This is a genomic window from Ardenticatenales bacterium (genome assembly GCA_020634515.1).
GTDB lineage: Bacteria > Chloroflexota > Anaerolineae > Promineifilales > Promineifilaceae > JAGVTM01.
The window spans coordinates 301,700-314,652 of the sequence record JACKBL010000006.1 but is presented as its reverse complement, the minus strand read 5'-3'; the positions used below and the strand labels follow the sequence as shown (position 1 = coordinate 314,652).

The 12,953-nt window shown below is 61.0% G+C and carries 8 protein-coding genes; 7 read left to right on the top strand and 1 reads right to left on the bottom strand.

Features of this window, described 5'->3' with window-relative positions:
• Positions 1-117: 117 nt before the first annotated feature.
• On the bottom strand, positions 118-1,368 hold the full coding sequence (locus H6650_17135; GenBank protein MCB8953733.1) for a S41 family peptidase: 1,251 nt from the start codon (positions 1,366-1,368) through the stop codon (positions 118-120).
• A 274-nt stretch (positions 1,369-1,642) separates the two neighbouring features.
• Here H6650_17135 and H6650_17130 point away from each other — a divergent pair, with 274 nt between their 5' ends.
• The 7 genes from H6650_17130 (at position 1,643) to H6650_17100 (ending at position 12,919) form a co-directional block, all read left to right on the top strand.
• Complete coding sequence (locus H6650_17130) at positions 1,643-1,810, top strand: hypothetical protein (GenBank protein MCB8953732.1); 168 nt, start codon at positions 1,643-1,645, stop codon at positions 1,808-1,810.
• 541 nt (positions 1,811-2,351) lie between these two features.
• A complete protein-coding gene (locus H6650_17125; protein MCB8953731.1) occupies positions 2,352-3,608 on the top strand; it encodes a lysine 2,3-aminomutase in 1,257 nt (418 codons plus the stop codon).
• A 70-nt stretch (positions 3,609-3,678) separates the two neighbouring features.
• A complete protein-coding gene (locus H6650_17120; GenBank protein ID MCB8953730.1) occupies positions 3,679-5,415 on the top strand; it encodes a fatty acyl-AMP ligase in 1,737 nt (578 codons plus the stop codon).
• Complete coding sequence (locus tag H6650_17115) at positions 5,415-6,587, top strand: acyl-CoA dehydrogenase family protein (protein MCB8953729.1); 1,173 nt, start codon at positions 5,415-5,417, stop codon at positions 6,585-6,587. Before H6650_17120 ends, H6650_17115 begins: the two co-directional genes overlap by 1 nt.
• Positions 6,559-6,828 (top strand): acyl carrier protein, encoded by a 270-nt coding sequence (locus tag H6650_17110; protein MCB8953728.1) that lies wholly within the window; start codon positions 6,559-6,561, stop codon positions 6,826-6,828. The genes H6650_17115 and H6650_17110 overlap by 29 nt, the downstream gene beginning before the upstream one ends.
• A 10-nt stretch (positions 6,829-6,838) precedes the next feature.
• On the top strand, positions 6,839-11,659 hold the full coding sequence (locus H6650_17105) for a polyketide synthase dehydratase domain-containing protein (GenBank protein MCB8953727.1): 4,821 nt from the start codon (positions 6,839-6,841) through the stop codon (positions 11,657-11,659).
• Between the two features lie 546 nt (positions 11,660-12,205).
• Positions 12,206-12,919 (top strand): hypothetical protein, encoded by a 714-nt coding sequence (locus H6650_17100; GenBank protein MCB8953726.1) that lies wholly within the window; start codon positions 12,206-12,208, stop codon positions 12,917-12,919.
• The last annotated feature ends 34 nt before the right edge of the window (positions 12,920-12,953 follow it).

The following is a 12,953-nucleotide window of genomic DNA, read 5'->3' as shown; positions in this document are numbered from 1 at the left end:
AGTGTAACACAAAATGGCGTTTTAGGCGTGAATGATGATCTCGAAAGGTGGGTGGTTCTGGGTTGGTCGTCGCCGGTCAGCTCAGCAAGCGTGTGCCGCGCTGTGGGTGGGCAACGCCTATGGACCTTGCAACAGGTCGATGGCACGCAGCAGTTGTGCGTCCCCGCTCGATTGAAGCTGCCCGGCGCTCAGGTCGCGCTCGGCGGTGGGCAGCAGCGGTCGGGTGTCCATCTCCAGATCAACGGCCACATCGGGGGCGATGCCTTCATGCCAGATGACGCGCCCTTTGGGGGTGAGCCATTCTTGCGTTGCCAACAGCATGGCGGAACCATCGGAGAGGGCGAACTGGTTGAGGACCGTGCCTGTTCCGAATGTCGTTTCGCCGACGAGCTGGGCACGTCCGGCATCTTGCAGCGCGCCGGAGACGATCTCGCTGGCGCTGGCGCTGCCCTGATTGATGAGGACAACGAGAGGCACGTCCAGGGCAGCGCCGTTGGCGCTGGCGGGTGTGCTGACTTCGTTGCCCTGGGCGTCGCGTTGTATGAGGACGTTGTTGTCAGGGCCGAGGAATTGGCTGGTTGTGCCGACTGCTTCGCTGAGCAGGCCGCCTGGATTGTTACGCAAGTCGAGGATGATGCCATCCAACCCGGCGTCGGCGATTTCGCCCAGCGCTTTTTGCAGATCGTCGGTGACGCCCTGGCTGAAGGCCGACATGCGTACGTGGGCCAGGTTCGTGCCCGGAATCCGCGCCCAGGTTACGTTGACCAGTTTGATGCGCGCCCGCGTCAGGGTTACGTCCCAGGTCTCCCCTGTGTCCGGTCTGAAGATGGTAAGCGTCACCTGCGTCCCGGCCGGCCCCAGCACGCGCTGCACGACTTCGTCGAGCGTGAAGCCCGTGGTCACGTCCACGCCATCCACGGCCATCATCACGTCACCTGGTTGTAGGCCGGCTTCCTGGGCGGGGGAGTTGTCAATGGGGGAGACAATGGTGACGAGTCCGTCGCGCATATCTACGTAAGCACCGATGCCTTCAAATTGGCCCCGGTTCTGTATCTGTTCTTCGCGTAGCATTTCGGGGGTGAGGAAGCGGCTGTGTCCTGTGTCGCCGAGAGCGTCTACCATGCCGGCAATTGCGCCATAAGAAAGCGACGTACTCTCGACGGCTGCCCGGTCCACGTAGTTGGCGTCAATGGTGTTCCACGCCTCGGCCATCAGCTTAAATGCCGGCATGGCATCCGCGCTCACATTATCCGGTGCAGCAAATGCGGTAAACACCAACCTATCTAGCGCCACGCCTATGCCAATCCCCACTGACAGGGTGATCACCAGCGCGCCTACCATCAACAAACGACGAACCCAATTATTCATAACCTTTGCTCTCGTTTACATAACAGATTGGACCAATTTGGGTGGACACGAACCCTTAACTTCCGAAGTATAGCGCGTCCGGCGGCGGTGGTTGCTATCGACGCCGGACTGCTTATCTAATTCTCAGTGACAGGAAAAGGGTGGGGGGGGACTCGCCCAACGTAACCCTGATGGTCATCTCGCGCCCATCGTGCTAAAGGGTCACAGGGGTCTCGCTGTCATGCCGGCCGGCTTTGTCCGCACGAGTGCAAAGGACCCTCGTATTTCGTGTAGTATGCCTGTTGTGGTGGCCGGCGCGTGGGAAAATGCCGGCACAAATGCCGGTAAAAATGCCGGCACAAATGCCGGTAAAAATGCCGGCACAAATGCCGGTAAAAATGCCGGCACAAATGCCGGTACAAATCGGACAAAGAGAGGCGCGTCTAGTTGCCCGGCTGAATAAATCGGAAATTTAGGTGTAGGGATTCCTCGCGCTGCTCAGAATGACAAAGCCCCACGAAATCCTAAAGGCCCAGAAATTCTTGTCCTTGCTTGAGGATGTTTTGAGTTCCGCCCCGGCGTGCGTCTTGATACGCAAAGGGGTGATAACCGTCAAGAGACGTTTCTTTAGCTAATATATGTTAGTTTAACTATACGTCGTCACGTCATCCGAAAAGATAGATTATGTCTATTCACGCCCCCTTGCCCGGACACCGCGGCGATGCCGGACGACCAGGTCGCCCGGTCAAGGCTCCTGTCATCTTTCATCCAACGCGCCGGACCGCCCCATGAGCACCACTTGTTACATTCAGCACGGATTTCTACTGCCTAATTACACTGGCAGCCCCGAAGTTCATGAGTAAAATAGGAGGCGCTGCAGGGTTTGGATGTGCCAGACCGGGGGGCTGCTGACAAGATGACGTTTTCTGGTTTTACGGGCGGTTCTGGGGACATACCCGCACCACGTGCCGTGAACTGAAAGCCTATCTCGGGAGGAAGATCGCGTGAATCTCAAGGTTTTTGCCGGCATTAACGGATTCCACGAATTCGCCACCATCGTCGGTTTGTCAGGGCGCGAGCAACAAGATTACCTGCGCGCGCTGCGCGCATCCTTCATGCCTTTTCGCGTCACCGGGCACTACGCGCAACTCATTGCCCAACAAGACACGCCCTATCGGGAGCAACTACTGAACATTGTCTTGCCACCGCCGGGCGAAAAACCATTTGTGGGTCGCTTTGACCCCTACGGCAACCGCACCTATCGCCAGGGACACGAGCCATTTATTCAACACAAATACGAGAAAACGCTGCTGCTGCACATTGACGACTACTGCGTCGCTAACTGCCAGTTCTGCTATAAGGTGAATGAAATTCGCCTGGAGCACACCGCCCCGGCGCATTCCTACGACAGCAAGGTGCAGGCAGCACAGCGGTACCTGCAGCAGCACCCGGAAATTGACAACGTACTCTTCACCGGCGGCGATCCGGCCGCCTTCCGCCGCTCTACGGATTTGATCCGTCTGGTCCAGGGGCTGCTGGAGATGCCATCCATCCGCACGGTCCGCTTTGCCACCAAAGGATTGGCCTACGACCCGGAACGGTTTCTGGATGAAACACTGCTGGATTTCCTGCGCCAGACCGCCGCCCGCCCCGGCAAGCAGGTGCAGGTCATCGCCCAGATCAACCACCCGGCGGAGTTGGACGAACAGGCGCAGCGGGCAATCAGGGCATTGCAAAATGCCGGCATTCAAATCAAAGGCCAGCCGGCAATCGTCAAAGGCGTCAACGACAGCGTCGAGACACTCACTCACTTACAACGCGCCTTCCTCGACAACCAGATCGTCGCCTACTACCTGACCATTTTCATGCCCGTCCGCGGCGTTGAGCAATACGCACTGCAATTGGACGAAGCATTCCGCAACGTGGCCGAATCCAAGCGACACCTGAGCGGCCTGGAGAAAAAAGGCGTTGTCCTGGCCTCCCATGACTTTGGCAAATTTGAAATCGTTGGCTTCTACCCGACGCCGGAGCAGCCGGAGAAGATCATCCTCAAATGGCACCAGGCAGCCATGCCGCAATACCTGCCCGATTCCCTCAAAGCACAGATTCCCCATCGTCCTGAGGATGTTCTCGTTCTTGACTACGCGCGCGGCAGCCTGTACGCCATCGATCACGTATTTGCCTTCAATGGCCTGCCCCATTACGATGCCGATGGCCGTCTGGTGGAGCCTGCCGCCAGGCTGTTGCCTCTCCTGGCTTAGGAACGGAACCGTTCTTCCAAACTGACGATGCAATTCCGTGCTCTATTTCATCGTCAACCCTTAGCGAAATATGCCCCATGCCACCGCTTTTCCCACATTGACTTCGCTCTTGCGCGCCCGCGCCGCGGAGCAGCCCCACAGAATGGCATACACGTTCCTCTTTGGCGGCAAGCCGGAAAACGAGACACTCACCTATGGGCAATTAGACCGGCAGGCGAGAAACATTGCCGCGCATTTGCAGCAAATTCGGGCGCAGGGAGAGCGCGTTTTGCTGCTCTATCCGCCGGGCCTGCCGTATGTCGCCGCTTTTTTTGGCTGCCTGTATGCCGGCACAATCGCCGTCCCCACCTACCCGCCCGAACCCTACCGCCTGCGTCAAACGCTCCCCCGCTTCCAGGCCATCCTCCAAGACGCCCGCCCCATCGCCGCCCTAACCACAGCCACCCTCCTCAACGACGCCCAACCCCTCCTGGACGCCCATCCCGCCCTCCGCGCCATCCATTGGCTGGCCACGGACACGCTAGAAAACGACCTCGCCCCCCGATGGCAACAACCGCCCGCCGATGAAGACACGCTCGCCTTCCTGCAATACACCTCCGGCTCCACCGCCGCCCCCAAAGGCGTCATGGTCAGCCACGGCAACCTGCTGCACAACCTCGCCGACATGCAGCACGTCTTTCAGCTCTCCGAGCAAAGCACATCTCTCACCTGGCTGCCACACATCCACGACATGGGCCTGATCGACGGCATCTTGCAGCCTCTGTTCAGCGGCTGCCCCGGCTACCTGATGTCTCCCCTCATGTTTATCCAGCGCCCCTTACGCTGGCTGCAAGCTATCACCGAATTTCGCGTTGACCACAGTGGCGGCCCCAACTTTGGCTACGAATTGTGCGTGCGCAAGATCACGCCGGAACAGGTGGCGCAGCTAGACTTGAGCTGCTGGCTGTCCGCCTACAACGGCGCGGAACCGGTACGCGCCAGCACCATTGAAGCGTTTAGCGCCCGGTTTGCCCCCGCGGGCTTCGGCGCCAATGCTTTTTATCCCTGCTATGGACTGGCCGAGGCCACTTTGCTCGTCTCCGGCGGTACACGGGAGCAGATGCCCCTGTTCGCGGCGTTCGATAACGCGGCATTGGCTCAGGGGCGGGCGGTGGCCGCGGATATGGGCAACGACGAAGCGCAAACGCTTGTGGGTTGCGGTTGGCTTGTGCAAGAAGACACGCGCATTGCCATTGTTGACCCGCAAACACGTCAACGCCGCCCCGACGGGCAAATTGGCGAAATCTGGGTTTCCGGGCCGGGTATCACGCAGGGCTACTGGCAGCGTCCCCAACAGTCGCAGGAGATATTCGCCGCCACGATTGCCGGCACAAACGAAGGCCCCTTCATGCGCACCGGCGACCTCGGCTTCGTCCATGCGGGAGAGCTATTCATCGCCGGCCGCATCAAAGACCTGATCATCCTCAACGGGCGCAACTACTACCCCCAGGACATTGAAGAAACCGTCGAAAAAAGCCATACAGCCATCCGCCCCGGCTGCTGCGCCGCCTTTTCCGTTGATCGGGACGGAGCCGAGCGATTGATCGTGATAGCCGAAGTGCAGCCACACCCGGACGCCACCCCCCTCCCCCAGGAAATCAGCCGCGCCATTCAGCGCACCGTGGTCCGGCAGCACGACATCCTCCCTGATGACGTGGTTCTCCTGCGGGCGCGCACGATTCCTAAAACCTCAAGCGGCAAAATACAGCGTCATGCGTGTCGCCACGATTATCTGGCGAATCGCCTGGAACGATGGACGGACTCATGATCTCGTACAACCAAGACCCGCTTTTCCCGCTCACCGACGAGGAAGAGGCGCTTCTGGCGCTGACGCACCAGGTCTGCCGCCGCGAAATCCTGCCCGCGCGCGCGGAGTTGGATGAAACAGGCCAGTTCCCCACAGCCATTCTGCGCAAATTTCGAGAGGTAGGGTTATTTGCCGGCATGTTTGAAGCCGAATATGGCGGCCTCGGTCTCTCCCCCTTGATGCCTTTTCGCATTGTCGAAACCATCGCCCAATACTGCCTGGGCGTGGCCACCACCTTCGGCGCATCCACCACGCTGGCGGCGCTGCCCATCAAGTGCGGCGGCACAGAAGCGCAAAAACAAAAGTACCTCCCCCTGCTCGCCGGCGGCGAAAAGCTGGGGGCGCTGGCCGTGACGGAACCGGATGCCGGCTCCGACGTCCTCAACCTTTCTACGACAGCGGTGAAATCAGGCGACTACTACGTCCTCAATGGCGTCAAACAGTGGATCACCAATGCGGGACAGGCGGATATTTATTGCATTTTTGCCGGCACGGGCAGCATAGGCGGCATCTCCTGCTTCATCGTCGAAAAAGACACCCCCGGCCTCTCCTTCGGCCAGCTCGAAAACAAGTTAGGCATCCGTTGCTCCCATACTCGCCAGCTCATCCTGCAAGACGTAGCCGTTCCCGTGGATAACCTTATTGGCCTCAAACCCAATCGCGGCCTCCTCCAACTCCTGCAAACACTCGCCCGCTCCCGCGTCAGCGTTGCCGCCCTCTCCGTTGGCGTCGCCACGGGCGCCTACCACGAAGCCATCAAATACACACGCCAGCGCGAACAGTTCGGGCAAAAAATCATCCGCTTCCAGGCCCTACAACATCTGCTGGCCGACATGCTCGTGAAAATTGAAACGGCCCGCTCCCTCACCTACCGCGCCGCGCTCTACGCCGCCACACAACATCCGCAGGCCAACACCTTCTCCGCCATGGCCAAATACTATGCCTCGGAGATCGCCATGCAAGTGACCACCGACGCCGTCCAACTCCACGGCGGCTACGGCTACAGCAAAGAGTACCCCGTGGAAAAGATGTTCCGCGATGCCAAAATCCTGGCAATCTACGAAGGCGCCAACCAGTTGCTCAAAAATCAGATAGGAGACCACATTGTCCGCACTGCCGCCCAAATCGCCTGACCCGCAGCGAGAGGAAGAAATACAAGACTGGCTCATTAACCGCCTATCCACCTGGCTGCTGCTAAACCCCGACGAAATAGACATTGAACAACCCTTCGCCGGTTACGGACTCACCTCTATCACTGCGGTGAGCATGACGGCCGACCTGGAAGATTGGTTGGGGATCGAACTTAGCCCCACGTTGGCTTATGAATATCCTACCATTGCCGCCCTATCCCATCACCTGACTACGGAATACTGAGCTAATCAGCATGGAACCTGTCGCCATCATCGGAATTGGCTGCCGCTTTCCCGGCGCGCACAACCCGCAGGCGTTTTGGGAGTTGCTGCGTGCGGGCGGGGACGCCGTGCGGGAAACGCCGCCGGAACGCTGGGCCGCCTCTTTTTATGATGAAGATGCAACGGCTGCGGGAAAAATGAACACCCGCCGGGGTGGCTTTCTTGATCAGATTGATCAATTTGATGCCGCCTTCTTCAAGATTGCGCCTGTTGAAGCCGTGCAGATGGACCCGCAGCAGCGACTGCTGCTAGAAGTCACCTGGGAGAGCCTGGAAGATGCCGGCATTGTTCCCTCCCAACTGGCAGGCGCGTCCGTGGGCGTCTTTGTGGGCATCATGAGCAACGATTATGGCGAAATCTCCCGTTTCGCGCCGGAGGTGGTTGACGCCTACACCTGCCCCGGCAACGGTTACTGCATCGCCGCCAACCGCCTTTCCTACGTGTTCGATTTCCACGGTCCGAGCGTGGCCGTGGACACAGCTTGCTCCTCCTCCCTGGTTGCCGTGGACCTGGCCTGCGCCAGCCTGGCGCGCGGAGAGTGCCGCCTGGCCATTGCCGGCGGCGTCAATGCGCTGCTCTCTCCCTGGGGGTCGATCTATTTCACGAAAGCCAGTTTGATGTCGCCCGATGGGTGTTGTAAGCCGTTTGACGCCGGTGCCAACGGCATTGTGCGCGGCGAAGGCGCCGGCGTGGTCGTTTTGAAGCGGCTGGCGGACGCCGTGGCGGACGGAGACGCGATCTACGCCATTATCCGGGGAACGGCGGTGAACCAGGATGGTCGCAGCAACGGCCTCACCGCCCCCAATCGTTGGGCACAGGAGGCTGTTTTGCGTGCGGCTTATGAGCGGGCCGGGGTCTCACCTGGGGCCGTGCAATATGTCGAGGCGCACGGTACGGGGACGCCGTTGGGCGATCCGCTGGAGGCGATGGCGTTGGGCGCGGTGCTGGCAGTGGACCGCTCACCGGAGCAGCCCTGCCTGATTGGCTCGGTCAAGAGCAATCTAGGCCATCTGGAGTCTGCTGCCGGCATTGCCGGCCTCATCAAAGTCTCCCTGGCGCTCAAACACCGCGCCATCCCCCCTACCCTGCACTTCCATACGCCCAATCCGAACATCCCCTTCGCGGCGCTGCCCTTGCGCGTCGCGCACACCTTAACACCCTGGCCGGAGACAGGACCGGCGCTGGCCGGGGTTAGTTCCTTTGGCTTTGGCGGGACTAATGCGCACGTCGTCCTGGCCGCGGCGCCGGCGTCCGTTGCCGCTCCCTCTTCGCCCGCGGCATCAGGAGAAGCCCATTATCTCTTACCCCTTTCCGCGCGCACACCGACGGCGCTGCGAGACCTGGCCCACGCCTACCGCCATTTCCTGGCGAACGCGGGTGCGGGGTTGCCGCTGGCGGCCATCTGCGAAACGGCCAGCCTCCGCCGCGAACATCATTCGGTTCATCTGGCGCTGGTGGGGAGGGATCATGCCGGCATTTTAACCGCCCTCGACGCCTTTCTCCACGACATCCCCTCGTCCACCTATGCCGTCAGCCGGGGACGGCCGCGCCGTCGCTTCAAGCCCGTCTTCATCACCGACGACGCAGACGCCCGCCCCGAGTCGTTGGCCCGATGGGCGACCTGGGGATTGATGCCTCTGGCCACGCTCATGGCGGAAACGGCGGATTTGCCCGCCCAACTGCGTGCCCTGCGCGCCGGCGGGCACAACATCTTCGTCTCCCTGAGCGCGGAAGAGTCCACGACGGCGGCCCTGGCGGACGCCTTCCCCGAGGAAGACGCCGAACGGCTGATTCTCCCCCTGCTTCCCTCCTCCGAGGACGCCGGGTCCTCTCTGCGCATCCTTGCCGCCCTTTACGCCTTTGGTTTCCCCGTACCGTGGGAACGCATCCACCTGACCCCCGGCCCCGCCGTTTCCCTGCCGACCTACCCGTGGCAGCGTGAACGCTTCTGGTTACAGCCTGCCGGTGTGCCCGGAACAGGGCGTTGGTCGCCGCCGCCCGTTTCTGGGAACCCCCTGCTGGGCACGCCGACCCTGCTGGCGCACCTGCCCGACCAGATCATATGGGAGCTATCGCTAGACAAACCGGAACTAACCTACCTGGCGCAACATCGCGTGCGGGGAGAAGGGGTTATGCCCGGGGCCGGTTTCCTGGAAATGGTCGCCGCGGCCCTGGTGGCGCATTTTGGCGCGGGAGCGATCCGGATAACGGAACTGGTTTTTCACGAACCCCTCTATTTGCGTGACGGTGAGCTACCACGGGTGCAAATGGTGTGGCGCACACCGGCAAACAGGCGAGGGTGCGCGTTCCAGATTTATAGCCGCGCCTTCCAGGGTGATAGCGATTGGGTGCTGCATGTGAGTGGTCAGGCGTGGGTTGCGGCGGAAATGCCGGCACAAGAACCGACCGGCAATCTGGCTGCGTGGCGCGACGCCTGCGCTCAAGAAGAGACCGGCACAGATTTCTATGCGCGGCAGGCCGCCCGCGGCAATCAGTGGGGGCCTCACTTCCAGGCCGTGCAACGGTTCTGGTTGGGTCCGGGGGAAGCTGTCGCCGAGCTGCGCGGGCCGGATGACGCCGCGGTCGGCTACCAGTTTCCCCCGGCGATGTTGGATGCCTGTGGTCACGTCCTGGCCGCCTTGCTGTCCGCCGATCCCGCGAACCCTGGCGGCGCTTTCGTGCTGAGCCACGTGGAGCAGGTGGCGCTGTATGGACGTCCGGGGACACGGGCGTGGAGTCGGGGAAAGGTGCTGCCACCGGACGACGCCGATCGGCAATCGCGTCGTGGGGACGTCGAGGTTTACGATGATGCCGGCATATTGCTGGCAACCATGCGCGGTGTCCATTTTCGTTATCTGCCGCGCGAGCAGTCACCTCAAGAAGACGTTTTTTTCCAGATGACCTGGGAACCCGCGCCGCCGCCCCCGACGCCGCCGCACGGACAAAACTGGCTAATTTTCGCCGACGCCCGGCAAATTGGCGTCGCTCTGGCAACTGCTTTGACCGCCGGGGACATCGGTGACGGCCAGGATAATCGGTGCACACTCGTCTGGCCGGGTCATGGCTATCAGGTCAGGTCGGGTGATGACTATGAAATCGACCCCCAAAATCTCGCCCACTACCAGGCCATGCTGACCATGAGGCAATATGATGGCGTCGTCTATTTGTGGGGCCTGGACGCGCCCTCGCCACCCCAGACCGCCGGGGACGCATGGCGGTCCGGGCAGCTTGCGGTCAATCTATCCGCCGTCAACCTCCTGCGCGCAGCCGCCCAATCATTGCCCGACCTTCCTATTTTATTCGCCACCCGTGGGGCATATCCCCTGGCGGATGCGCCTGTCGCCCCAGGGCAAGCGACGTTGTGGGGCTTAGGGCGAGCGGCTTTGCGGGAGTTTGACATTCCGCGCGGCAAATTGGTGGACCTGCCCCCGCAAGAGGATCAGGACGCGGTTCACGCCTTGCTGACCGAACTGGGCGTCAACGACGCGGAGACTCAGGTGGCCTGGCGCGGGACAAGCCGTTATGCCGCCCGGTTCCTCGCTTTTGCACTGCCATCCCCGTCACGAGAGATACCGGTGCGCGCGGATGGCAGCTACCTGATTACGGGTGGTCTGGGGGGATTGGGTTTGCGGACGGCTCAATGGCTGGCGCAACAGGGCGCGGGGCGATTGATCTTGCTTGGCCGTACAGGGCTGCCGCCACGGCATCGCTGGGATGATGCGACCGTTTTGGACCGCTTCGGCGCGCAGATTGATGCCGTACGCCGGATGGAGCGCGCGGGCACGGTCGTGACGGTTGTGGCTGCTGATGTGGCCGACGCGGACGGGTTGGGCGCGGCGCTTGCGCCGTATTTGCGACAGGAGACGCAACCGCTGTATGGTGTCATTCACGCGGCGGGTGTGGCGGCGCGGCTGCCGCTGACCGAGTTGACGGCGGCAACGCTGTGGGAAACGCTGCGGCCCAAGGCGGTGGGAGCCTGGCTGCTGCATACGTTGACGGCGGCGGAACGGCTCGACTTTTTCGTTTGCTATTCCTCCGTCGCGACGCTGCTGAGTTCTCCGCTCTTGGGTGCATATAGTGGCGCAAATGCGTTTCTGGATGCGTTGGCCCATTATCGTGCGCGGGCGGGAATGCCGGCATTAAGCATCAACTGGGGACCGTGGGCGGAAACGGGCATGGCCGCCCGCGATGAAACATTCAATGCCACCCTCCTCCCCCTGCCGCCGGCAACGGCGCTGGAAGCCCTGGCGCAACTGCTGCGCCGCCCGCACATCATCCAGGCCGCCGTCATGCGTCCGCCTACGCAACGACATCCTGACCACCGGTTGGCCGACCGTTCCTCTCCCCTTCATACCCTGACACGGGCGCAAATTGTGGAGGCGCCGATCGGGGGCGGCTATGACTTGCTGGAAGCGTTTTTGCGGCAACAGTTGGCGGACTTATTAGGGTTGCCCGCCGGCGACATTGACGCCCAGGAAGCGCTGATCAACCTGGGCGTGGATTCGCTGATGGCCCTATCATTGAAAAAGACGATGGAAACGGGGCTGGCCGTCTCGGTTCCCATCGCCGTTTTTTACGAGGGAATCACGCTGGCGCAACTGGCAACAGACGCCCTCGGTCAGATCAGGCCCATCTCCCCCTCCGCCGGCAGCGTCATCAATCAAACGACGCGGGCGCATTCGCCGCGCGGTGACGAAGCGGCGCGGTTGCTAGATCGACTAGGAGAACTCTCCGATGCGGAGGTAGATGCCTGGCTGGACATCCTGTTGGCAGCCGAAGAAGACATCGAATGACGATTGTCATTGACATTCATGCCAATTGGCACTTTTTCCGTTTGGAGATGGAAAAAGCAGCGAATTGGTTTGGAGAAAATAACCTGATTTGATAACATGATTCCCGATTGAGCATCAGCGTAGCTTCCGGGAAGATGGCGGTGAAAGTCATTCCCGGTTCTTCCCGTACACGAGTTTGAGGGGCAGCGGCAAATAATCGGTGGGAACCTGTCGGATTGTGTTGTTGGGGTGCGTTTAGACACAAGCCGAAGGGTAAAGCGAGGAGATGCCGGCATTCAGCTTCACCTCCAACAAACCCCCTGCAAGAATCCCGCAAGCAGGCGTTTGTTGGTATTTTCGTAAAGCTGGAAATTGGTCCAATCTGGCTTAGTCGTTACAAGTTTGATCGCTATCAATTGCATACAGCATTGGCCATGCCCCAAGTGCGGCAAAGAGACACTGTCTTTCGTTGCGTCTGGCGCGCACCGTTTGCCGTCGTCCGCGAACAACTCTCGTCGGTGGACAATCACGGTCCGCCGATAAGGCCACCATCACCAGGGTTCGCGTATGGTCCAAATTCGGCCCCTTCATGACGACCACGAGGAACAGGCCGCCGGGCAAGCACGACGGTGGTTCAGTATTGCGCGCGCCGTCTGGCTGGATCAACGAGCGTTCTGGCGGCATTTTCGTCCCCAGGTGGCCGGACGGCGGCGGGGTTGGCGGCTGCTACTATCGGCAGCGGGGCAGGCAACCCTCCTGGCCTTTTTGCTGAGCGCGCCGGTTGTTGGCGTATTGGCACTCTCCGGCAAGGAGGTAGACTGGCGCACCTTTGGGCAAGGGGCGTTGGTGGGGTGGAGTGCCGGCATTCTCTTCACCCTCCTCTCCATTCTCTTCGCCGACCTGGCGACAGGCATTGTCCACGCCCTCCTGTTCCTCCCCCTCTTGATGCCGATCGGCATTCTCGCCTTCACCATTGAGCGAGAAATCGCCATCCCCACAGGGCTAATTCTGATGGATGTCGCCCTCGGCATCGACCGCGGCATTCTCACCGGCAAAAACCCGGATTTGTCTCTTAGCCTGGGTTTTGGCCTGGCTACGATTTTTGTCATCTATCAGGCGGAAGCCTCAGGCGCGATCCTCGCGGGCATCCTGGCCGGCTTCATCCTCTACTTCAGCCAGTTATGGGCAACCAGGCAAGAACCGGACGCGCGCGTGCGGCAGCGCCTGGCCCGCCCTCCACGCACGACACCCACGCAAAAGCAGCCAAAGCAAACCGCTTGATGGCTGCGTTGTCCTGTATACGTTTCGTTTGCGA

Coding starts and splice junctions, on each gene's coding strand:
- H6650_17100 (MCB8953726.1), top strand. CDS start 12,206: ATGGTCCAAATTCGGCCCCTTCATGACGACCACGAGGAACAGGCCGCC.
- H6650_17105 (MCB8953727.1), top strand. CDS start 6,839: ATGGAACCTGTCGCCATCATCGGAATTGGCTGCCGCTTTCCCGGCGCG.
- H6650_17120 (MCB8953730.1), top strand. CDS start 3,679: ATGCCCCATGCCACCGCTTTTCCCACATTGACTTCGCTCTTGCGCGCC.
- H6650_17135 (MCB8953733.1), bottom strand. CDS start 1,368: ATGAATAATTGGGTTCGTCGTTTGTTGATGGTAGGCGCGCTGGTGATC.
- H6650_17130 (MCB8953732.1), top strand. CDS start 1,643: ATGCCTGTTGTGGTGGCCGGCGCGTGGGAAAATGCCGGCACAAATGCC.